17 protein-coding genes and 2 tRNA genes are annotated in these 21,617 nt (G+C 63.0%); 15 read left to right on the forward strand and 4 right to left on the reverse strand.

Annotated features, from left to right (window positions below; genetic code table 11):
• Positions 1 to 130 precede the first annotated feature (130 nt).
• Positions 131 to 3,217: a patatin-like phospholipase domain-containing protein gene (locus tag GM672_RS05900; protein ID WP_155469599.1), complete on the forward strand. Its 3,087-nt coding sequence runs from the start codon at positions 131 to 133 to the stop codon at positions 3,215 to 3,217.
• A 480-nt stretch (positions 3,218 to 3,697) separates the two neighbouring features.
• Here the strand turns inward: GM672_RS05900 and GM672_RS05905 are convergent, their stop codons facing one another.
• The gene (locus tag GM672_RS05905; RefSeq protein ID WP_155469600.1) at positions 3,698 to 4,810 is read right to left on the reverse strand and encodes a PEP-CTERM sorting domain-containing protein; all 1,113 of its coding nucleotides are present in this window, start codon (positions 4,808 to 4,810) and stop codon (positions 3,698 to 3,700) included.
• Between the two features lie 613 nt (positions 4,811 to 5,423).
• A complete protein-coding gene (locus GM672_RS05910) occupies positions 5,424 to 6,353 on the reverse strand; it encodes a cation diffusion facilitator family transporter (protein ID WP_155469601.1) in 930 nt (309 codons plus the stop codon).
• 135 nt (positions 6,354 to 6,488) lie between these two features.
• Here GM672_RS05910 and GM672_RS05915 point away from each other — a divergent pair.
• From GM672_RS05915 to GM672_RS05970, 12 genes are all read left to right on the forward strand, one after another.
• Positions 6,489 to 6,565, forward strand: a tRNA-Val gene (locus GM672_RS05915).
• Between the two features lie 100 nt (positions 6,566 to 6,665).
• Positions 6,666 to 6,742, forward strand: a tRNA-Val gene (locus tag GM672_RS05920).
• A 243-nt stretch (positions 6,743 to 6,985) separates the two neighbouring features.
• Positions 6,986 to 8,893: a threonine--tRNA ligase gene (gene thrS / locus GM672_RS05925; RefSeq protein ID WP_155469602.1), complete on the forward strand. Its 1,908-nt coding sequence runs from the start codon at positions 6,986 to 6,988 to the stop codon at positions 8,891 to 8,893.
• 53 nt (positions 8,894 to 8,946) lie between these two features.
• A complete protein-coding gene (gene infC, locus GM672_RS05930; protein ID WP_170299948.1) occupies positions 8,947 to 9,468 on the forward strand; it encodes a translation initiation factor IF-3 in 522 nt (173 codons plus the stop codon).
• Between the two features lie 227 nt (positions 9,469 to 9,695).
• On the forward strand, positions 9,696 to 9,893 hold the full coding sequence (gene rpmI / locus GM672_RS05935; RefSeq protein ID WP_008449407.1) for a 50S ribosomal protein L35: 198 nt from the start codon (positions 9,696 to 9,698) through the stop codon (positions 9,891 to 9,893).
• Between the two features lie 25 nt (positions 9,894 to 9,918).
• Positions 9,919 to 10,281: a 50S ribosomal protein L20 gene (gene rplT / locus GM672_RS05940; RefSeq protein WP_130188793.1), complete on the forward strand. Its 363-nt coding sequence runs from the start codon at positions 9,919 to 9,921 to the stop codon at positions 10,279 to 10,281.
• 108 nt (positions 10,282 to 10,389) lie between these two features.
• Positions 10,390 to 11,406 (forward strand): phenylalanine--tRNA ligase subunit alpha, encoded by a 1,017-nt coding sequence (gene pheS, locus GM672_RS05945; RefSeq protein ID WP_155469604.1) that lies wholly within the window; start codon positions 10,390 to 10,392, stop codon positions 11,404 to 11,406.
• Positions 11,407 to 11,426: 20 nt separating this feature from the next.
• The gene (pheT, locus tag GM672_RS05950; RefSeq protein WP_155469605.1) at positions 11,427 to 13,853 is read left to right on the forward strand and encodes a phenylalanine--tRNA ligase subunit beta; all 2,427 of its coding nucleotides are present in this window, start codon (positions 11,427 to 11,429) and stop codon (positions 13,851 to 13,853) included.
• 166 nt (positions 13,854 to 14,019) lie between these two features.
• Positions 14,020 to 14,367, forward strand: coding sequence for an integration host factor subunit alpha (locus GM672_RS05955; RefSeq protein ID WP_107144599.1), 348 nt, complete (start codon positions 14,020 to 14,022; stop codon positions 14,365 to 14,367).
• A gap of 13 nt (positions 14,368 to 14,380) precedes the next feature.
• Positions 14,381 to 14,782, forward strand: a complete 402-nt coding sequence (locus tag GM672_RS05960) for a MerR family transcriptional regulator (RefSeq protein ID WP_155469606.1) — start codon at positions 14,381 to 14,383, stop codon at positions 14,780 to 14,782.
• A 346-nt stretch (positions 14,783 to 15,128) separates the two neighbouring features.
• Positions 15,129 to 15,761, forward strand: coding sequence for a response regulator (locus tag GM672_RS05965; protein WP_155469607.1), 633 nt, complete (start codon positions 15,129 to 15,131; stop codon positions 15,759 to 15,761).
• A 238-nt stretch (positions 15,762 to 15,999) separates the two neighbouring features.
• Positions 16,000 to 17,526: a CHASE3 domain-containing protein gene (locus tag GM672_RS05970; protein ID WP_155469608.1), complete on the forward strand. Its 1,527-nt coding sequence runs from the start codon at positions 16,000 to 16,002 to the stop codon at positions 17,524 to 17,526.
• Here the strand turns inward: GM672_RS05970 and GM672_RS05975 are convergent.
• Positions 17,423 to 18,181 carry a Crp/Fnr family transcriptional regulator gene (locus GM672_RS05975; RefSeq protein WP_371867037.1) on the reverse strand — a complete coding sequence of 253 codons (759 nt, stop codon included), beginning with the start codon at positions 18,179 to 18,181 and terminating at the stop codon, positions 17,423 to 17,425. The two genes, GM672_RS05970 and GM672_RS05975, sit on opposite strands and share 104 nt — an antisense overlap.
• A gap of 548 nt (positions 18,182 to 18,729) precedes the next feature.
• Positions 18,730 to 19,272 carry a hypothetical protein gene (locus GM672_RS05980; protein WP_155469610.1) on the reverse strand — a complete coding sequence of 181 codons (543 nt, stop codon included), beginning with the start codon at positions 19,270 to 19,272 and terminating at the stop codon, positions 18,730 to 18,732.
• 259 nt (positions 19,273 to 19,531) lie between these two features.
• On the opposite strand from GM672_RS05980, the gene GM672_RS05985 reads away from it, so the two are divergent.
• Positions 19,532 to 20,242, forward strand: coding sequence for a response regulator transcription factor (locus tag GM672_RS05985; protein ID WP_155469611.1), 711 nt, complete (start codon positions 19,532 to 19,534; stop codon positions 20,240 to 20,242).
• A 3-nt stretch (positions 20,243 to 20,245) separates the two neighbouring features.
• Positions 20,246 to 21,589 (forward strand): sensor histidine kinase, encoded by a 1,344-nt coding sequence (locus tag GM672_RS05990; protein ID WP_155469612.1) that lies wholly within the window; start codon positions 20,246 to 20,248, stop codon positions 21,587 to 21,589.
• Positions 21,590 to 21,617 lie beyond the last annotated feature (28 nt).

The raw sequence follows: 21,617 nt of genomic DNA on the forward strand, positions 1-21,617 counted from the left end.
GAGGCCTGCCGGCAGCGCCGGCGCCGCCTCCGATGGCAGGAAAACCACAAGTCATAGCGGGCGACAATTCATTACAGTTTCGCCGCCGGCCGCGCGCTAACCTGTAGGAAGTATCCTACGGGAGGTTGCCATGAGCGCTGTACCACAGGGCCTGGAACGGGTGCCGGAGCAGCCGGCACGGGAGCGTGCGTTGTCGCCGGGCGGCACTGCTGCCGCGCGCGGCGACGATGCGGGGCAAGCGTATGCCGAGAAGCAGGAAGAACTGCATCGGGCGCGCTGGCGCCACGCCCACGGGGTCGCGCCAAATGCGGCGACCGCGGGGCTGGCACTGTCCGGCGGCGGCATCCGCAGTGCCACCCTGGGCCTGGGCGTGCTCGAAGGCCTGCGCGACCTGAAGCTCCTGCCCCGTTTCGACTACCTGTCCTCCGTCTCCGGCGGCGGCTATATCATGGGTTGGCTCACGGCCCACTGTCGCCGCGGCACGGGCTGGCTGGGTGCCGACAGCGCCACCGTGCGCGCCTGGGACAGCTCGATCGCCCACCTCAGCAAATACTCCAATTACCTGTCGCCGCGCGTGGGAGCATTCAGTGCCGACACGTGGAGCGTATTGACCGTGTGGGGCCGCAACGCCCTGCTGGTCCAGATGACGGTCATCTGCGGCATCGTCCTGGCGTTGCTGGCACCGCGTGCGGCCATGTTGTGGTTCGTCAGCTGGCCCAAGCACGACAACCTGCGGTGGCTCACGGTGCTGGTGTTCATCGTCGCTATCGCAGGCATCGCCGCCAACCAGCTGCACCAGCGGTATGAGGCGGCGCGCCGGCGCAAGCAAGCCAAGAACAAGGAGAGCAAGCGAATGCTGCTGTCCTGGGTCGGCGCCCCTGTCGGCGCGCTGGCGGGAGTTGCATGCCTCCTGGCGGCACAGTATTTCGCGGATATCCATGATTTCAAGCCTTTCCCCGAGCGCTTCCCCGAGCCCGTTACGGTAGACAACCTGGCCCGCGCGGGGGTGCCGGCCGTGCCGATCGCGCTGCTGTGCGTCGCCGCGGCAATGGCGTTCGTGACATGCGCCGTATCGGTGCGCTTCATCTTCGGTGGCAAAGAGTGTGTCAATGCCTGGCCCGACTATGGCCAGGGCTGGGTCCAGCTCCTGGTCGTGCTGCCGCTGCTGCTGACCAGTGTCGCCTTTGCTGCCGTGTTGTGGCGCGGTGCCTCGCTGCTGGAAAAACCGCAAGCGTTCGGACAGCTGTTCACCCACGGCCTGGGCTACTGGCCCCTACCGCTGGCCTGCGCCTTTGCCGCGCTGGTGGCGTTGACCTGCTGCTCCTTCCGCCGCTGGACCGGTTTCAAGGGCAGGACGCGGGTGCCCAGGGTCGTCTTCAACGCGGTGCTTATCGCCGTCACGTCCGTGGTGTGCATCGCCGCCCTGCATGCGGCGTTTGCCGGCATCGTCGTGCTGATGCAGACCTTTGTCGGGGATGGCGGTGTCAGGAACGCCTTCGTCTGGGGACCGAGCCTGGTGCTGGTATCGTTCGCGTTCGCCGTCGTCCTGCTGATCGGCATAATGGGCCGGGCATCGATGGAAGGCATGCGCGAGTGGTGGAGCAGGCTTGCAGCATGGCTGTGGATCTATGCGCTGGTGTGGAACATGCTCACGATGTCCGCCATTCACGGCCCCGCCCTCGTGACGACCGTCGTCAATCCCGACTCCTGGGAGAAGGCGATGCCATTGCTGGCCTGGATCGGCACGACCGCCGCCGGACTGCTGGCATCGAGCTCCGGTGCCACGAGGAGCGACACCAAGATCCGGTCGCGCGAATCGACGCTGGTGTCCACGGCACTGGAAGTGGTCGCCAAGGTGGCGCCCGTCATCTTCATTCTCGGCCTGCTGCTGATCGTCGCCGCCGTCATCGAGCGGATGCTGCCGGGTTTCTATTTGGAGCCGACGTCACCGCTGGGGAAGCTTGCCGACTGCACGCCGGGCCAGTGGTGGTCCGTGTTTGCCGACTACCTGCGTGATGACGGTGCCATCCTGGCCGGCATCGCCGGCGGCGTGACAGTGCTGCTGGGGTTGCTGGCCTGGCGCGTCGACATCAACGAATTCAGCCTGCAATCGTTCTATCGCAGCCGCCTGGTGCGCTGCTACCTGGGCGCGTCGCGGCAGGCGCGCACGCCGCAGAAATTCACGCAGTTCGACGATGCCGACGACCTGCGGGTTTCCGAGTTGGGCGGCGAAGGTTTTACAGGCCCGCTCCACCTGATCAACTGTACCGTGAACCTGGGCGGCACCAGGGACCTGTCGCTGCACACCCGCCACGGCGCCTCGTTCACGGTCACGCCGTACACGATCGGCAGCGCGTCGCCGATCGAGGGCGACCAGGGCAGGCACATCGTCGGTTTTCGGGAACACGGCCATTATCGCGGTCGCGGCATGACCCTGGGCGAGGCGCTGGCGACATCCGGCGCCGCGGCCAGCCCGAACCAGGGCTTCCACACGTCGTCGGCCGCGGCCTTCATGATGACGATGTTCAATGCGCGGCTGGGCCGCTGGTGCCCGAATCCCCGCCACGCGACGGCGTACACCTCCCCATGGTTCAGCCTGGCTTTTCTCGTGCGCGAGCTGTTCGGTACGGCAAGCGAGCGCTCGTCCTACCTGATGGTGTCCGATGGTGGCCATTTCGACAACCTGGGCGTGTACGAACTGGTGCGGCGCCGCTGCAAGCTGATCGTGTCGGTCGATGCCGAGTGCGACGCCGCCATGCATTTCGGCGCGCTGGGCACCCTGATCCGCCTGTGCCAGGTCGACTTCAAGACCCGCATCGAGATCGACGTGGACCGGCTGCGGCCGTCGCCCGACAGCGGCCGGAGCCAATCCCATCTTGCCGTTGGCAGGATCCTCTATCCGCCCCTCGACGACGGCAGGGGTGCCGAGGAGGGCGTGCTCGTCTACATCAAGGCGGCGCTGACCCCGGCCCTGCGCGACGCTTCGGTGCTGCAGTACCATGCCACGCACCCGGCCTTTCCGCATGAATCCACGGGCGACCAGTTCTACGGCGAGGACCAGTTCGAGAGCTATCGCCGGCTGGGGCGTCACCTCGTCAAGCACGGGCTCGGTGCCGGGCTCGATGCCGACAGCCTGGCGCGCATCGTGCAGTTGCGGCCGGACTTCGCCAGCGCGCTGGCTGCGGCGCCGGTGTCGGTGACTGCCCAGGCCTGGTGATGGCGATCCGTCCGAGCGGCGAGCCCGAGGCAGGGCACGCCTCATACCCAGGTGCCGGAATTGTCGCTCAGTTTAGATCGTTTTTTCTCGGAGACTTCCGGATCTGCCAGGCCGAGGCCTTTCCGAGGTGAGTAGATTCTGTCTGGTTATCCTGCCACATAACGCGCTGCCGAATTTGCCTGGGAATGAAAAGCAGGGCGCTCTGGTCGAACCCGGAGGCGAATGGCGAACTTGCTTTCCTGTATAACTACAGCGATGCGTCGTCGATAAACCAGCTGAAAGCGCCTTCCAGCTCTGCGAACGAAGGCGAACCCGGCAAGAGCCGGGTGCGCCACGACATCGGAAAAGCAGGATATCTTCGATGACATCGGATTGTTTTACGATGTAAGCGCCTGCACAGCTTTATCAATGACTGCCCACCGGTCGAATAAGAATGCGGTAGTCCAGCGACTCACGAGCGTCTGAAAAATGCGTGGCGCTTCATTCCTTATTGCAATGCATGCGTCGACGCGCAGCCAGCCCCGCCAGTCCCAAAGCCATCATGGCGTAAGTGGCCGGCTCGGGGACCGGTGACAACGTCACGACAAAGCCGCTACCGGTATTGTCCATGCCGTAAAACGTCCTTCCGTCGGCCGAAACGCCAAGAGGCAATGCCAGCGTGCGACCGCCAAGGTCGACCCCTTGACTGGTGATATAGTCGGTGAAACTGAGCATGCCTTGACCTTCTATCCAGATGGTGCCTTGCCCGGAGGCCGCGGGACCGAAGCCACGGTCGTAGCCGACAATGATATGACCGTCTGCGGAGACGCCGGTCGCGCCCTGAAAGTCCGTCGTCGCGTCCAGATCGCCCAGCCACTCCGTCTGCTGCGTGACAGTGCTGTATCGCCAGGTCTGGCCGTGGTTGCCATCCCCGACAATCCAGTTGCCGTCAGCCGATACCGCACCTGCCTCCTGCAGTGCATTGCCCTGATCGTCCACCATATTATGCAAGGTGCCGTTCTTCCAATAGGCGCCGGTCCATTGCCCGTCTGGCTGCTCGACCCATCCGGCGATGACGGTGCCGTCATATGACACGCCGTTGGCACGTGACGAGCCCCCGAGCGAACCAAGGTCGTGCATGACGCCGGCGGGCGTCGAGGCGATGGCATGCGCAGTGCCCCCGTCGACCCAGCCTAAGCCAACCACCGTCTTCCCATCGCCGGAGATGTTCCAGCCGGAGCTGGCGGACGTATCGGAGTTGCCGCCAATGCCGCCCAGTGTCGTCCACTGGCCAGTACCGACCGAGTAATAGCCGGCGTAGCCCAGGCCGTCGCTTCCGAAGGCCGAGCCGGAGATGCGTGAGCCGTCAGCCGACACGCTGGCCACGCCACCTTGCCATGCCCCGCCGATGGACGTGACGCCGGTGGCGGCAGTCCACATGTAATACGAGTCGTTTTGAATATAGGCGCCAATCACGCTGCCGTCTGCCGAAGAACCCGAAACCGTGATGCCGTAACCAAGATCCCACAGTTTCCCTGCCGCGTGAGCGGAAGGGACGGTCACGCTACAAACAAAAGCAGCTGCTGCGAGAGCAAAACAAGCTGAAGTCTTCATGTTTCGAGCCTTTAGGTTGATCAAACGATGGTGGGGACTGACTCCAATTGATTTAATTGCATTATGCGAGTACGACTCTAACCATCTGAAAATCCGAAGTCAACGGCGATCGAAATTGTTACAAATTCATCGCTGTCAGTGATTAAAACTGATAGACCGGGATGCCGGTTTCCCGTCTATTCGCCCATGCGGTATTCCCGTGGCGAGCGCGCATGATCCGGTAGCGTTCGCTGGATGCCTGCCTCCGCGCGATCATATTTTGTTAAGCAGCATAAGGTGCCAGTCGGGTATCGCCGCATGGACCTTATTCGGAATATGGCGTTCAATTATTGAAGCCTGCACCGCACACCGCGTCGCCCTGTGGTGCGGATGGCGCGATGGCTTTCACAGCACGTGCCGGAAGCACCAGGTCGCGTACATTGGATAGCATGGCCCATGTAGCCAGGAGTCGGCGCTGCACCCGCCTCAAGTGTGCTGGGATGGCAATGTTATGGGGATGTGTCTGCGCCGGCCTGCGGACAGTTCACCTGGCCGCAGGCTGATGATGGGACGTGGATTGGCAGCGCCTGCCGGCGCCGGCACTGGCTGCGTGCTCTCGCGCGACGGGACGACGCTAGTGCCCGGCGCTATCGGGGCGCCCCTGGCGCCCGGCCACTTCCGCCTGCAAGGTGACGTGCTCGATCCGGTGCTTCTCCCGCAGCATGGCGCGGATCGACGCCAGCACGTGCGGCCACTGCTGCAGGTCGCGCACTTCCACGTGGCCGATCAGGGCCGGTTCGCCCGGCGCCATGTCCCACACGTGCAGGTCGTGTACCGACACGACGCCATCGAGCGCCTCCAGGTCCTCGCCCAGGGCCATGTAGTCGATATGCTCCGGCACCCCTTCCATCAGGTGGTGGCCCGACTCGCGCAGGATGCCGTAGGTGGACTTGAGCAGCAGCAGCGACACCAGCAGCGACAGCAGCGGGTCGATCTGCATCCAGCCCGTGTAGTAGATGACGGCGCCGGCAATCAGGGCCGCCACCGAACCCAGCATGTCGCCCAGCACGTGCACCAGCGCCGCGCGCGTGTTCAGGCTGTCGCGGTCCTTCGACAATACCCACGCCACCAGCAGGTTCACCATCAGGCCGATGGCGGCGACGATGAACACGGTGCCGCCGGCCACGGCCTGGGGCTGGGCGAAACGCTGCACGGCCTCGAACACGATCCAGCCCACCACCAGCAGCATGACGATGCCGTTGACGAAGGCGGCCAGTGCCTCGGCGCGGCCGAAGCCGAAGGAGTAGCGCGACGACGGCGGCCGCTTGGCGATCAGCTGGGCGAACAGGGCCAGTCCCAGCGAGGCCGCGTCCGTCACCATATGGCCGGCGTCCGAGATCAGCGCGAGCGAATTGGAGATGAAGCCGGCGACCACTTCGACGCCGGCGAACAGCAAGGTCAGGCCGAGCGCGCCGGCCAGGATGGACAGGCTGCGGTCGGCGCGCTGGTGGCGGTACTGGGCATCGCCCTTCAGGTGGGCGTGCAGGTGGCTGGGTGCGTTCATGGTGGAATTGGTAATGGCCCAAGGCGGCCGGATCAATATAGCATCTTGCCCTGCGGGCCGTCGCCGACGTCCCTGGCAACTATTTCAGTTTGACTCTTGTCATTCGGCGCTTCCCTCCCTATAATGCTGGGCATCGGGCGGTTAGTTCAGCTGGTTAGAATACTTGGTCGACATCCAAGGGGTCGGGGATTCGAATTCCTCACCGCCCACCAGTTTCAGCAGTAGGCAGCAAGCAGTGCGTTGTAAAGTGTAGTGAATCCGCAGTAGTTGAGTAGTACGGCACTGGTCGTGAAACTCGCTGCCGCGGGCAAAGGGCGGTTAGTTCAGCTGGTTAGAATACTTGGTCGACATCCAAGGGGTCGGGGATTCGAATTCCTCACCGCCCACCAGAATTCAAGGGGGCCGCAGCTTCGAAAGGCTGCGGTCCTGTTCATCTGTAAGAGCGAGAAAGGCACACCGGTTATGACACCGCGAACTACGACCCCAGGGTTTGGTGAGTGACGCTAGTCGACCGGCTTTCTTTGGCTTTTCAATTTGAAGAAAAACGCGGCTAGTCCGCGTTTTTTTTCGTCCGCAGTTTCCCCTATACTTCCCGTAGCAAATTAAGCGGCCCCGTGCCGATGGAGATCAATATGGTTTCAGTCCGACTTCCCGATGGATCCGTGCGCCAGTTCGACGCGCCCGTCACCGTGGCGCAGGTGGCCTCGAATATCAGCAACAGCCTGGCCAAGGCCGCGCTGGCCGGCAAGGTCGACGGCAAGGTCGTCGACACCTCCTTCCTGATCGAGCAAGATGCCGACGTCGCCATCGTCACCGACAAGGACCCGGAAGGCCTGGACGTGATCCGTCACTCCACCGCCCACCTGCTGGCCTACGCCGTCAAGGAGCTGTTCCCCGATGCGCAGGTGACGATCGGCCCGACCATCGAGAACGGCTTCTACTACGACTTCTCGTACAAGCGCCCGTTCACGCCGGACGACCTGGTAGCGATCGAGAAGAAAATGGCGGAGCTGGTCAAGAAGGACGAGCCCGTCACCCGCAAGGTATTGCCGCGCGACGAGGCCGTGGCCTACTTCAAGTCGATCGGCGAGCATTACAAGGCCGAGATCATCGCGTCGATTCCCGCCGGCGAAGACGTGTCGCTGTATTCGGAAGGCCAGTTCACCGACCTGTGCCGTGGCCCCCACGTGCCGTCCACGGGCAAGCTGAAGGTGTTCAAGCTGATGAAGCTGGCCGGCGCCTACTGGCGCGGCGACTCGAAGAACGAGATGCTGCAGCGGGTCTACGGCACCGCCTGGGCCAAGAAGGAAGAGCAGGAGCAATACCTGCACATGCTGGAAGAGGCGGAAAAGCGCGACCACCGCAAACTGGGCAAGCAGCTGGACTTCTTCCATTTCCAGGACGAAGCGCCGGGCCTCGTGTTCTGGCATCCGAAGGGCTGGACCATCTGGCAGCAGGTCGAGCAGTACATGCGCAAGAAATACCAGGACAACGGCTACCAGGAAGTGAAGGCGCCGCAGATCCTCGACGCCAGCCTGTGGGGCAAGACGGGTCACTGGGACAACTACCGCGAAAACATGTTCGTGACGGAGTCGGAAAACCGCTCGTATGCATTGAAGCCGATGAACTGCCCGGGCCATGTGCAGATCTTCAATTCCGGCATGCGTTCCTACCGCGACCTGCCGCTGCGCTACGGCGAATTCGGCCAGTGCCACCGCAACGAGCCGTCCGGCGCGCTGCACGGCATCATGCGCGTGCGCGGCTTCACGCAGGATGACGGCCACATCTTCTGCACCCACGAGCAGATCGAGCCGGAAGTGGTCGCCTTCCACAAGCAGGCCATGGAAGTTTATGAAGACTTCGACTTCACGAACATCGAAGTCAAGCTGGCCCTGCGTCCGGACAACCGCATCGGTTCCGACGAGGTGTGGAACGAGGCGGAAGACGCGCTGCGCCAGGCCCTGCGTGCCTGCGGCGTGACGTGGACGGAGCTGCCGGGCGAGGGCGCCTTCTACGGCCCGAAAGTGGAATACCACCTGAAGGATTCGCTGGGCCGCCCATGGCAGGTGGGCACCGTGCAGGTCGACTTCTTCATGCCCGAGCGCCTGGGCGCCGAGTATGTGGCAGACGACAACACCCGCAAGGTGCCCGTCATGCTGCACCGGGCCATCGTCGGTTCGATGGAGCGCTTCATCGGCATCCTGATCGAGAACTACGCCGGCGCGCTGCCGATGTGGCTGGCGCCGGTGCAAGTTGCCATCCTGAATATCTCGGATGGCCAGGCGGAATATGCAACGGCGCTGGCCGCCAAGCTGCGTTCGCTTGGCTTGCGCGTCACGGCTGATTTGCGCAACGAGAAGATCACGTATAAAATACGCGAACATTCCGTCCAAAAGTTGCCTTATATCCTCGTGATCGGTGACAAGGAGCGGGATGCCAATACCGTGGCTGTGCGTGCGCGGGGCAATGTCGACCTGGGCGTAATGTCCATCGATGCCCTGGTCGAGCGACTCCAGCAGGATGTCGCCAACAAAGCCTGACGGAATTTATTCCGTAACCGGCCACACGATCTAATTTCTTAAAGGAAACTGCAATAGCTACTGACAAGTCGCATCGCATCAATGGCGAAATCACGGCACCGGAAATGCGCCTGTCCGGTGTCAACAATGAGCCGCTCGGTATCGTGAGCCTGGCCGAAGCCTTCCGTCTGGCGGAAGAGTCGAACGTCGACCTGGTCGAAATCGCCCCGACGGCGGTTCCGCCGGTTGCTCGTCTGATGGACTACGGCAAGTTCAAGTATTCCGAGCAGAAACGGGCGCATGAAGCCAAATTGAAGCAGAAGATCATTGCTGTGAAGGAAGTAAAATTCCGTCCCGGCACTGACGACGGCGACTACAACATCAAGCTGCGCAATCTGATCAAGTTCCTGGAAGACGGGGACAAGACCAAGATCACCTTGCGTTTCCGTGGCCGCGAAATGGCTCACCAGGACATCGGCATGCGAATGCTCGAGCGCCTGAAGGCCGATCTGGAAGAGCATGGCCTGGTCGAGCAGTTCCCCAAGATGGAAGGGCGCCAGATGATCATGATTATCGCGCCGAAGAAAAAGAAATAAGTTATAATTGCCGGCTGCCGAACAGCTGGGGTCTGTCCCTTCGGGACTGACCCCGGTTTTTCATTGTAAAGCTGAACGGCAAGAAGATTTTGCAGCGCCCAAGCGCTGCAACATGTAGTGGCCCCGCTGCCGCTGCATCAACAAGTGAAAGCAGGCACCCAAGCGCGACGTAGTGTTGCCACCTGCGATCCTGTTACTTTGGAGCTGTCCGTGAGGACAGATGTGTTATGCCAAAAATGAAGACCAAAAGCTCCGCGAAGAAGCGTTTTCGCGTGCGTCCAGGTGGTACCGTCAAATCGGGTATGGCGTTCAAGCGTCACATCCTGACCAAGAAGACCACCAAAAACAAGCGTCAACTGCGTGGTACCCGTAACATCAATGCGTCCGACGTCACCAGCGTCATGCGCATGATGCCGACCGCTTAATCTCACACTCATCTAAGGAGCTACTATGCCTCGAGTAAAACGTGGGGTTACTGCGCGTGCCCGTCATAAAAAAGTACTGAACCAGGCCAAGGGTTACCGTGGTCGTCGCAGCAAGGTTTACCGTATTGCCAAGCAAGCAGTCATGCGCGCTGGCCAGTACGCCTACCGCGACCGTCGTAACAAGAAGCGCGTCTTCCGCGCACTGTGGATCACCCGTATCAACGCGGCTTCGCGCGAACACGGCCTGACCTACAGCGTCTTCATGAACGGCCTGAAGAAAGCCGCTATCGAACTGGACCGTAAAGTCCTGGCCGATATGGCCGTGATGGACAAGCCGGCGTTTGCCGCGATTGTCAACGCCGTGAAAGCAAAAATCGCTGCTGCGTAATTAACAGCGATCGATGTGGCGCGCCGCTGGCGACAGCGGCGCGAAGAGCGGGGCAGGGTTCAACGACCTGGGCCCCGTTTTTAATTTCCAGCATAGGAAAACAGTCGGATGAACTCCCTCGAACAACTCACTACCGCGGCCCAGGCTGACTTCCTCGCCGCCGCGGACGCTGCCGCCCTCGAAAACGCCAAGGCCCGCTACCTGGGCAAGACGGGCCAGATCACCGAATTGATGAAGGGCCTCGGCAAGCTCGAGCCCGAGGAAAAGAAAGCCCAGGGTGCGCTGATCAACGCCGCCAAGCAGCAGATCGAAGCCGCGCTGACCGCGCGCCGTGATGCGCTGGCCGACGCGCAACTGCAGCTGCGCCTGAACGCGGAAGCCATCGACGTGACCCTGCCGGGCCGTGGCCGTGCCCCCGGCGGCATCCACCCCGTCATGCGTACGTGGGAGCGGGTCGAGGCGATCTTCCGCTCGATCGGTTTCGACGTGGCCGCCGGCCCCGAGATCGAAACCGACTGGACCAATTTCACCGCACTGAACAGCCCGGAGAACCATCCGGCCCGTTCAATGCAGGACACCTTCTATATCGACGGCAACGACAGCACGGGCAAGCCCCTGCTGCTGCGTACCCACACGAGCCCGATGCAGGTGCGCTATGCGCGCAGCCACCAGCCGCCCATCAAGGTGATCGCGCCGGGCCGCACCTACCGCGTCGACAGCGATGCCACCCACTCGCCGATGTTCCACCAGGTCGAGGGCCTGTGGATTGCCAAGGACATCAGTTTCGCCGACCTGAAGGGCGTCTACCTGAACTTCGTCAAGGCCTTCTTCGAGACGGACGATCTGCAGGTGCGCTTCCGCCCGTCCTATTTCCCGTTCACCGAGCCGTCGGCGGAAATCGACATCGCCTTCGGTTCCGGTCCCCTGAAGGGGCGCTGGCTGGAGGTGTCGGGCTCCGGCCAGGTGCACCCCACCGTGGTGCGCAACTTCGGCCTCGATCCGGAAGAATACATCGGCTTCGCGTTCGGCTCCGGCCTGGAGCGCCTGACGATGCTGCGCTACGGGGTCAATGACCTGCGCCTGTTCTACGAAGGCGACCTGCGTTTCCTGAAACAGTTCAACTAAAAGAATAACGAAGGCTGAATATGCAATTCTCCGAAAACTGGCTCCGTACCCTGGTCGACCCGACGCTGACGTCGGAAGAACTGTCGCACCTGCTGACCATGTCCGGCCTGGAAGTGGAAGAAGTCGAACCGGTCGCGCCGCCGTTCTCCAACGTCGTCGTCGGCCTCGTGCGCGAGATGGAAAAGCACCCGAACGCGGACCGCCTGAACGTGTGCCAGGTCGATGTCGGCACCGGCACGCTGTTGACGATCGTGTGCGGCGCGCCGAACGTGCGCCCGGGCCTGAAGGTGGTCTGCGCCAAGGCCGGCGCCGTGCTGCCGCCGGGTGCGGACGGCAAGCCCTTCGAAATCAAGGTGGGCAAGCTGCGCGGCGTCGAGTCGCAAGGCATGCTGTGCTCGGCGCGCGAACTGAAGCTGTCGGAAGACCACGGCGGCCTGATGGAGCTGCCGGACGACGCGCCCATCGGCGCGGACTTCCGCGACTACTACGCACTGAACGACCTGAAGTTCACCATCAAGCTGACGCCGAACAAGGCCGACTGCCTGTCCGTGCTGGGCGTGGCCCGTGAAGTGTCCGCACTGACGGGCACGCCGCTGCGCGCGCCCCAGTCGGCGCCCGTTGCCGTCAGCACGGACGAGACCCTGCCGGTGAAGATCAGTGCGCCCGACCTGTGCGGCCGCTTCTCCGGCCGTGTCATCCGCAACCTGAATGCAAAGGCGGCCACGCCGGACTGGATGAAGCAGCGCCTGGAGCGCAGCGGCCAGCGTTCGCTGTCGGCCCTGGTCGACATCTCGAACTATGTGATGCTGGAGCTGGGCCGTCCGTCGCACGTGTTCGACCTGGACAAGATCCACGGCGGCCTGGACGTGCGTTGGGGCAAGGCCGGCGAATCCATCAAACTGTTGAACGGCAATACCGTCGCGGTGGACGAGTGGGTCGGCGTCATCGCCGACGACAAGGAAATCGAATCCCTGGCCGGCATCATGGGCGGCGATGCCACCGCCGTGTCGCTGGACACGACGCACATCTACCTGGAAGCGGCCTTCTGGTGGCCGAACGCCATCCAGGGCCGTGCCCGCAAGTACAATTTCTCGACGGACGCGGCGCACCGCTTCGAGCGCGGGGTCGATTACGCGACGACGGTCGAGCACATCGAGCGCATCACGGCCCTGATCGTCGACATCTGCGGCACGCCGGAAACGAAGGTGGGCCCGGTGGACGACCACGTCGTCAACGTGCCACAACGTACGCCGGTCAAAATGCGCACGGCGCGGGCGCAGAAGGTCATCGGCGTGCCGCTGACGGACGCCGTCATCGCCGACATCTTCACGCGCCTGGCCCTGCCGTTCACGCTGGAAGACGGCGTCTTCGCCGTGACGGCGCCCAGCTACCGCTTCGACATCGAGATCGAGGAAGACCTGATCGAGGAAGTGGCGCGCGTGTACGGCTTCGAGAACATTCCGGCCCGTCCGCCCGTGGCCGAGAACACGATGCGCATCGCGCCGGAAGACACCCGCTCCATCTTCGCCGTGCGCCACCAGCTGGCCGACCTGGGCTACCAGGAAGTGGTCAACATGAGCTTCGTCGAAGCGCAGTGGGAGCTGGACTTTGCCGCCAACGCCAATCCGATCAGGCTGCAGAACCCGATTGCCAGCCAGCTGTCCGTGATGCGCTCGTCGCTGATCGGCAGCCTGGTGGCCAATGTGCGCTACAACCTGAACCGCAAGGCGCCAAGGGTGCGCGTGTTCGAGGTGGGCGCCGTGTATCATCGCGACCCGACGGTAACGGACGGCGCCCTGACGGTGGCCGGCTACAGCCAGCCGCAACGGGTTGCCGCCATGGCCTACGGTCCGCAGGCGGATGAACAGTGGGGGCAGCCGACCCGCGACGTCGATTTCTTCGACGTCAAGGCCGACCTGGAAGCCCTGTTCGCGCCGGCGCAGCTGCGTTTCGCCAAGCTGGAGCATCCGGCCCTGCACCCTGGCCGTGCCGCTTCGGTGTCGCTGCACGGCAAGGTCATCGGTTTCGTCGGCGAGCTGCACCCGCGCTGGCTGCAGCAGTACGACCTGCCGAAGGCGCCCGTGCTGTTCGAAGTGGACAGCGACGCGCTGCTGCGGCGCGAGGTGCCGAAGTACGTGGACATCTCCAAGTTCCCCGGCACCAGCCGTGACCTGGCCGTCGTCGTCAAGCAGGACGTGCCGGCCCAGCAACTGCTCGACATTTTCGCCGCGGCGCAAGCCAGGGCAGAGCACGGACGCATCGTGCAAGCCATTGTTTTGTTTGATGAATATCGCGGCAAGGGCCTGGAAGCGGACGAAAAATCGCTTGCTTTCCGCTTTAGCTTGCAAGATACTCAAAACACCCTGCAGGACGATACGGTCGACGCGCTGATGACTGCGCTGGCCGATGCGGCCACGCAAAATGCGGGTGGGCGGGTACGGAACTGATCCATCGGCAAGGCATTTCAAGCATCAGCATTTCAATCATTGGTTTACCCAGCGGGTCCGGTGCGCCGGACTCGATGTTCTTTGTAAAGGCGGGGCAAAAATTAACAACAACGACGTCAATTCCGCGGTCATGCAATCTGCGCTGGATGCCGAGTTGCACAGCGCCATGCAGGTTGCCAAGGTACGCAAGGAAGCTGAAAAAGACTTGCCCACGCTGACGAAGGCCGAGCTGGCTGAACTTCTGTTCGAACAGGTCGGCCTGAACAAGCGTGAGGCCAAGGACATGGTCGAAACCTTCTTCGACGAGATTCGCAACGCCCTCGAGCGGGGCGAAGCCGTCAAGCTGTCCGGTTTCGGCAATTTCCAGCTGCGCGACAAGCCGCAGCGGCCGGGGCGCAACCCGAAAACGGGCGAAGAGATCCCCATCACGGCGCGCCGCGTCGTGACCTTCCATGCCAGCCAGAAGCTGAAGGCCATGGTGGAAGAGAGCGCCGCGCTGGCCCGTGCCGCGTGAGCCGAGGGTGGACATGAACGATCGCATCAGCAAGAGCGAACTGGTAAGCCTGCCCCCGATTCCCGCCAAGCGTTATTTCACCATCGGCGAAGTAAGCGAACTGTGCGGTGTGAAGCCCCACGTGTTGCGCTACTGGGAGCAGGAATTCACCCAGCTCAAGCCGGTCAAGCGGCGCGGCAACCGGCGCTACTACCAGCATCACGAAGTCCTCTTGATCCGCCGCATCCGTGAACTGCTGTATGAACAGGGTTTCACGATCAGCGGCGCGCGCAATAAGCTGGACAGCCGTGGCGCGGGCGCGCAGGAAGAGTATGATGAAGTGTCGGTTGGCGGGCTGCCGGAGGCACCGCCGCCGCTGGATGGCGACATGATCCGTGGCGAGCTGCAGGCAATCCTGAATCTGCTGAAGCCGTAGGCGCTGGAAGCAAGAATTGGTACGGGGCTATTGAAAATCGCGCTTGCGCCGGCATCTTGCCTGCGCATACGTGACCGACACGTCGTCCGCAGGGGTTCGCGGGTGGTTTTCAAGGCCGACACAGTCCGTCGCGAGGAAAGACGTGGCAGCGTCCTCCGGCGCGGGCAACGTCTTTTTTTTCGTCGGAATGGCGTGCGCGTGTCGGCGCGACAGTGGGCGAGAACGTTAAATGTTTAGTGATACAATATCAACGTTATAATTTCGCCAGTGAAAATGCAGACGCTGATCCGGGGCGGCGAGCGCCCCAGAACTACTTCCCCACGCTAGGGATATACGAGGGAAAACAATGATACGCGTTGCCATTTGTGACGATCATCAGATAGTTAGAGCAGGATTCAAACAGATTTTTTCGTCTTCCGACGATTTTTCCGTCGTGGCCGAAGGCAGTACGGGACGCGAAGCGCTCGATATCGCGCGTCGCGAGATTTGCGACGTCCTGCTGCTCGATATCGCCATGCCGGACCAGAGCGGAATCGATACCCTGCGGACCATCCGACAAGGCCAGCCGGACTTGCCGGTGCTGATCCTGTCCGGGTATCCGGCGCAGCAATACGCGCTGAACCTGTTCAAGATGGGGGCCAACGGCTACCTGAACAAGGAATGCGAGGCGGACGAGCTGATCACTGCCGTGCGCACCGTCTACCAGGGGCGGCGCTATGTCAGCTCCCAGGTCGGCGAATTGCTGGCGCAGAGTTTCGACCGCGATCCGAACACGGCACTCCATACGGAGTTGTCCGACCGCGAGTTCCAGGTCTTCCTGCGCCTGGCGCGCGGCGCCACCGTGTCCGATATCGGCACGGCATTGTCGCTCAGTATCAAAACGGTCAGTACCTACCGCACGCGCATCATGGAAAAAATGGGCTTGCAATCGAACAGTGACCTGACATACTACGCAATGAAGAACAACTTGCTGGATTGAATACACAGCGCTGCCTGACCAGGCGCATCCCCGCGTAACGCCTTGCCCGAACGGCAAGGCGGTGCCGCCACTGGTACCGCCAGCTGGTGTTTTCGGGCTCCGCAGTCCATCCCGTCCTCCCGATTTGTTGTTCCTGTGCGCAAGTTTTGAGCGCGATAGACTTTCCATGAGGCATTAATTGACTCGGCGGTCTATAATAGCCTGCCCGCCGCCGCGCGTCAGCGAAGGATGCTTCAGGATGTACTTCACCGTTCAAGCAGGACCGGCTCACCGCCTGCCATTCTACAAAACCGTTTTGTGCGTAACCTGCGCACTGTTCCTCATCGTGAACGGTTTGAGCCTGTTCCATAACCTGGAGTCGCTCAAGAGCGCCAATGCGCAGACCTTGCAAAGCTCGAGGGTGGCCGAGCGCCTGCAATACCTGGGCGTGCTCGTGCAGGATGCAGAGAGCAGCATGCGCGGTTATTTCATTTCCGGCGATGAAACCTACCTGGGACCGACGCGCGCCGTCACGGCCGATACGGAAGCTGAATTCAAGCTGCTGGAAACCTTGCTGGCCGATAATCCGGCTCAGCTGAAGAACCTGAACCAGCTGCACCAGCTGGTGCGTCGCAAGCTGGGCATGATGGGACAGGCCATCGACGTCTACCGCCATGGCGGGCTGGAAGAAATCGTCAATATCGCCCGTTACGGCGAGGACCGCAGCGGCATGGACGAGATCCGGCTGCAAACCGTCATCATGATCCAGGAGCAGAGCGAAACCCTGGCCGCCCGCAGCGCGAAATTCTACGAGGAATACCACAAGGCCCTCGTGCTGGGCATGGGCATCAATGCCGTCGCCATCGTCGTCCTCGTGATGTTCTACCAGATCGTGCGGCGCACGTACTTCGCCCAGGCCACCGTCGAGCACGCGCTGCAGCAGTCCAACGAGAACCTGGAAGCGATGGTTGCGCAGCGTACCGAACAGCTGTCCGTGCTGTCGCGCCACCTGATCAGTATTTCGGAAGAGGAAAAAGCCCGCCTGTCGCGCGAACTGCACGATGAAATGGGCGCACACCTGACGTCGATCAGCATGGACATCACGGCCGTGACGCAGCAGTTGCAAAAGACCGACCCGGAATTGGCCAACCAGCTGCGCCGCGCCCGCGGCACCCTGCTGGAAACGGTGGAGCTGAAACGCCGCATCATCGAAAACCTGCGCCCCAGCCTGCTGGACAACCTGGGCCTGTGCGCCGCCATCGACAGTTACACGGAAGACTTCGCCCGCATGACGCGCATTCCCTGCGAGACCGAGATCGGTCCGGAGGTGGATGCCATCGTGCGCGACGGCGAAACGAGCCTGTCGATCGCGCTGTTCCGCATCGTGCAGGAATCGCTGACGAATATCCGCAAGTATGCCCGCGCCACGCGCGTCTCCGTGACCTTGCGCGAAACGGCGGACGGCATGCTGGTACTGCGGGTGATCGACGATGGCGTCGGCATTGCGGCCGACATGATCGTCAAGCCGATGTCACATGGATTATTGGGGATGCGCGAGCGGGCGCTGCTGCTGGGCGGCACCCTGACGATCCGGCGTGGCCGGGGCGACAGGGGCACCTGTATCGAAGTGTTCATTCCCGCCCAGGGAAAGCCGGCGGCCGAGAGCGCGCCGGCCAGGCCGGTCAGCGGCCAGCTACGTCAACGAGCAGACGATCATATTCCGTCTTCGCCACCTTGTAGCATTCCCCTGCATAGCGTTCCAGTCCATCACGATCTAGCACAGTGATATTGCCGCGGCGGTAGGTGATCAGGCCGTCGTCCTGCAACTTGCCGGCAGCGGCCGTAATGCTTTCGCGCCGCACACCCAGCATGATGGAAATCATTTCCTGAGTGACCTTCAGTTCGTTGCTTGGCGAACGGTCCAGGCGGTCGAGCAGCCAGCGGCACAGCTTCTGCTCGATCGAGCTGTGGCGGCCGCCGACGGCGTTCTGGGCCATCTGGGCAAACAGGGCCGTGTTGTAGCGCATCAGCAGCTGGGGCAGGGCACCGCCCTGGTTGAATGCGTCGCGCAGCGCCTGGGCCTTCAGACGGTAGCCGTAGCCGGCGCTTTGCACGACGGCGGTGCACATGGCACGTTCGCCCGGGAACATCGACACGCCAACGACGCCTTCATGGCCGACCACGGCGATTTCCGTCGTGGCGCCGTCTTCCATCACGTACAGCAGGGACACGATGGCCGTGGTGGGGAAGTAGACGTTTTCCAGCTTGCTGCCGAACTCGAACAGTTCCTTGCCGAAAGGCAGTTGGACCAGTTCCAGGTGTTCGAACAGCGATTCCAGCACATCGCGAGGCAGGGCCGCCAGCAGTTCATTTTGCTGCGTGCCGCTGTAACTGACAACGGGCCGCGCCGCCACCTTGAAGTCCCGCGAGCCGATGGGCATCGAACGGGACACAGAGTTTTTTTCGGTAGCGACAGGCTGAATGTTGTTCATTTTATCCTCACAGACTATAAGTACATGGTTCGCTGGTCGGGGCCGGATCATCTATTAAGACCATCCAGGAGCACTTCTGTTCTCGCGCTGCTTTGCCGATTGCGTAGGGTGTACTTTAGTTTTCTATGTAGGTTATGAACATAAGACGGGTTTCCGCTGGGATGTAGGCTGGCAAGATCGCAACATGTCAGTCTAGTCCTACTGCAACACGATGATTTCATAACACGCAGCCAAAAGTTTCGGCGCACGGTTGCAGTTGTTCACGGAATGCAGGGCGTACGGCCCAGGCTACATGCGGGTTTGCGGGACACGGGCTCCGTTTTGACGAGATATTGACAACTGTTTTTGCAATCCCAAGAATATCTGAAATATTTCTCGTAAGCATTGTTCGGGTGCGAACATAGGTATCCCTCCTACAAGGGCTTGTGCTGCGCGCGCCCTACAAGAGCGAACCCGAACGCTGAGGCTCACCGTCGCGAGGCGAAAGGGTGAGGCGATCAGTCGACTATCCACGCTTCCGCAAATTTCTTTTTGCTCCGATCCCAATAGTAGTAAGCGCTCGAACTTTCGAACTTGAAGAATTCGATTACGGTATGTCGCGCGGAGATCTCCTTGCTTCGCTTCGGTCCACAGTCGAAATACCCTTTGCCGCATGCGGTGGTGTACACACCGGGCGGCAACTTCCTGATTCCCATGGCTGGCGTCAGCGAGCGGTGGAAGTCCGAACCGAGCGCATGTCGGCGGTGAGTGCCATCGGCCTGCCGCAGGAAAACGAACAGGCCCGACCGGTTCAGCCGGTCCGAAACCAGCAGCTGCGCTTCATCATCGGAGCCATTGCCGTCAAAATCCCCGAGCACGACGGTATAACGCAATGGATCCGTGCCGCGCCAGGCAAGCGCCAGCTCGGCGGGGCCTGCTCGCCGCCAGCCGGCCGGAGCGCCGATGTCAATCCCCCACGCTGCCGCTGGCAGGGCGCATGCGGTCAGAACGGCGATGGCAGAAATGATCCTTGCGATGCCGCGTTCCTTTTCGTTACGCATCAACGTCAGCCTTTCGCGCATTCCAGCAGTACTTGGAAAATAGTCTTCGATGGCCGTTTGGCGCCAGCTTGCGCATGCATAGAGACTCCTGATCGGTGCCTGGTGGGAAATGCGAGGCTTTATCCATCGATGCCAGCGTACGCCATTCGAGCGTACTGACATTGCTTTTCTGCAATGAATCCATCGACCCCGGCCGGTGTTGCGCGACCTGCTGGTGGCCCCATCCATGGCCCACGGCTTTTGGGTGATAATTCACCCCATGAAAGTATTGCTCGTCGAAGACGACCCCACCCTGGCCGACGCCATCGCGCGGCTGCTGTCCAGCCATGGCATTACCGTCGAGACCTTGCGCGACGGCGTGGCGGCCGATGCGCGGCTGGCGGCGGAGCCGGCGTTCGATGTGCTGGTGCTCGATATCGGGCTGCCCGGCATGGACGGCTTCGAGATCGTGCGGCGGCTGCGGGCGCGCGGCAGTGTCGTGCCGGTGCTGCTGCTGACGGCGCGCGATGCCGTCGAGGACCGCGTGCGGGGCCTGGAGCTGGGCGCGGATGACTACCTCGTCAAACCCTTCGCCACGCCGGAACTGGTGGCGCGCATCCGGGCGCTGGCCCGGCGCCATGCGCCGCGGCCGGCCGTGCTGGCCCTGGGCGCGCTGTCCCTGGACACCGGCACGCGGCGCGCGCGGGTGGGCGAGCGCACCATCGAGTTGTCCGCGCGCGAGTGGGCCGTGCTGGAATACCTGCTGCGGCACGTGGCACGCGTCGTGTCGAAGCAGCAGATCATCGACGCCATCCTGCCGCTGGGCGACGACGTGACGCCCAACGCCGTCGAGGTGTATATCTCGCGCGTGCGCCAGAAGACGCTGGACGCGGGCATCGCCATCCGCACCATCCGCGGCTTCGGCTACATGCTGGAGCAGGCCGCCCCGGACGACACTGCCGGCACCCCCGCATCCACTCCCACCGCCTGATCCATGGCCAGCCTGCGAGTGCGCCTGCTGCGCTGGCTGATCGTGCCGATCCTGCTGGTGAATGTGGCGGCCGGCGCGCTCACCTATGCATTGGCCTGGCTGCCGGCGCGGCTGGCATTCGACCAGAGCCTGCTCGACGCGGGCACCGCGTTGGCAGCCAGGGTCGAAGGCACGGCTGCCGCGCCCCGCGTCGACCTGCCGGCAGCGGCCCTGCGCGCCCTGCGCGGCGACGCCACCGATGCCGGCTTCTTCGCCGTGCGCGACGCCACCGGCCGGCTGCTGGCGGGCGATGCCGATTTTCCCGACGTTCCCGTACGCGGCGGCGACGGCCAACCCGACGGGCAGGCTTTCGACGCGATCCTGCGCGGCGAAGCCGTGCGCGCCGTGCTGCTGCGGGCCGATGGCGGCGCCACTGTGGGCGTGGCCCGAACGGTGCGCAAGCGCGACCAGGCCCGCGCCGCAATCGTGCGTTCGCTGATCCTGCTTGAAGCGGTCATCACGCTGGTCTCGGCCGGCTTGATCTGGTACTGCGTCACGCGCGGCCTGCAACCCTTGCGGCGGCTGCGCGCGGCCCTGCGGGGCCGGGCCGACGACGACCTGGCACCCATCGCGGCCGACGACGTGCCGGACGAGCTGGAACCGGTCGTGCGGGCCCTGAACGGCCTGCTGGAGAAGGCCGGGGACGACGTGCGCGCGCGCCAGCAGTTCCTGGCCAACGTGGCACACCAGCTGCGCACACCCTTGGCCGGCCTGCACGCGCAGCTGGACCTGCTGGCGCGGCCTGGCAGCGAAGGGGAAAGTGCCCATGCCATCGGCCTGATGCGGGCCTCGACCGGGCGCATGATCCGCCAGGTGAACCAGCTGCTGGCGCTGGCCCGCGCCGAGCCGGGGCAGGGCGCGCGGGAGATGAAAGCCGTGGCGCTCGACGCACTGGTGGCCGACACGGTCCAGCACTTCGTCGAACAGGCCGCCCGCAAGGACATCGACCTGGGCTTCGAGCTGGCGCCGGCCACCGTGCGGGGCGATTCCTTCCTGCTGCGCGACCTGGTGGACAACCTGGTCGACAACGCCATCCGCTACACGCCCCGGCACGGCCGCGTCACGGTGGCCTGCCGCCAGGACAGCGGTGGCGCCGAGCTGACGGTCGAGGACAATGGCCCCGGCATCCCGCCCGCGCGGCGTGCCGACGTCTTCAGCCGCTTCGTCCGGCTCGACGAACAGAGCGCCGGCACGGGGCTGGGCCTGGCCATCGTGCGCGATATCGCCGCCAGCCATGGGGCGACCGTCGCAGTCGATGCCGGGCCGGGCGGGCAGGGGGCCTGTTTTACCGTGCGCTTCCCGGCATAGGCGCCAAAAACCACACTGTCAGCCGTTT

This window comes from Pseudoduganella buxea, from assembly GCF_009720835.1.
In the GTDB taxonomy this organism is placed as follows: Bacteria; Pseudomonadota; Gammaproteobacteria; order Burkholderiales; family Burkholderiaceae_D; genus Rugamonas; species Rugamonas buxea.

Coding starts and splice junctions, on each gene's coding strand:
- GM672_RS05900 (WP_155469599.1), top strand. CDS start 131: ATGAGCGCTGTACCACAGGGCCTGGAACGGGTGCCGGAGCAGCCGGCA.
- GM672_RS05905 (WP_155469600.1), bottom strand. CDS start 4,810: ATGAAGACTTCAGCTTGTTTTGCTCTCGCAGCAGCTGCTTTTGTTTGT.
- GM672_RS05910 (WP_155469601.1), bottom strand. CDS start 6,353: ATGAACGCACCCAGCCACCTGCACGCCCACCTGAAGGGCGATGCCCAG.
- thrS (WP_155469602.1), top strand. CDS start 6,986: ATGGTTTCAGTCCGACTTCCCGATGGATCCGTGCGCCAGTTCGACGCG.
- rpmI (WP_008449407.1), top strand. CDS start 9,696: ATGCCAAAAATGAAGACCAAAAGCTCCGCGAAGAAGCGTTTTCGCGTG.
- rplT (WP_130188793.1), top strand. CDS start 9,919: ATGCCTCGAGTAAAACGTGGGGTTACTGCGCGTGCCCGTCATAAAAAA.
- pheS (WP_155469604.1), top strand. CDS start 10,390: ATGAACTCCCTCGAACAACTCACTACCGCGGCCCAGGCTGACTTCCTC.
- pheT (WP_155469605.1), top strand. CDS start 11,427: ATGCAATTCTCCGAAAACTGGCTCCGTACCCTGGTCGACCCGACGCTG.
- GM672_RS05955 (WP_107144599.1), top strand. CDS start 14,020: ATGCAGGTTGCCAAGGTACGCAAGGAAGCTGAAAAAGACTTGCCCACG.
- GM672_RS05960 (WP_155469606.1), top strand. CDS start 14,381: ATGAACGATCGCATCAGCAAGAGCGAACTGGTAAGCCTGCCCCCGATT.
- GM672_RS05965 (WP_155469607.1), top strand. CDS start 15,129: ATGATACGCGTTGCCATTTGTGACGATCATCAGATAGTTAGAGCAGGA.
- GM672_RS05970 (WP_155469608.1), top strand. CDS start 16,000: ATGTACTTCACCGTTCAAGCAGGACCGGCTCACCGCCTGCCATTCTAC.
- GM672_RS05975 (WP_371867037.1), bottom strand. CDS start 18,181: ATGCCCATCGGCTCGCGGGACTTCAAGGTGGCGGCGCGGCCCGTTGTC.
- GM672_RS05980 (WP_155469610.1), bottom strand. CDS start 19,272: ATGCGTAACGAAAAGGAACGCGGCATCGCAAGGATCATTTCTGCCATC.
- GM672_RS05985 (WP_155469611.1), top strand. CDS start 19,532: ATGAAAGTATTGCTCGTCGAAGACGACCCCACCCTGGCCGACGCCATC.
- GM672_RS05990 (WP_155469612.1), top strand. CDS start 20,246: ATGGCCAGCCTGCGAGTGCGCCTGCTGCGCTGGCTGATCGTGCCGATC.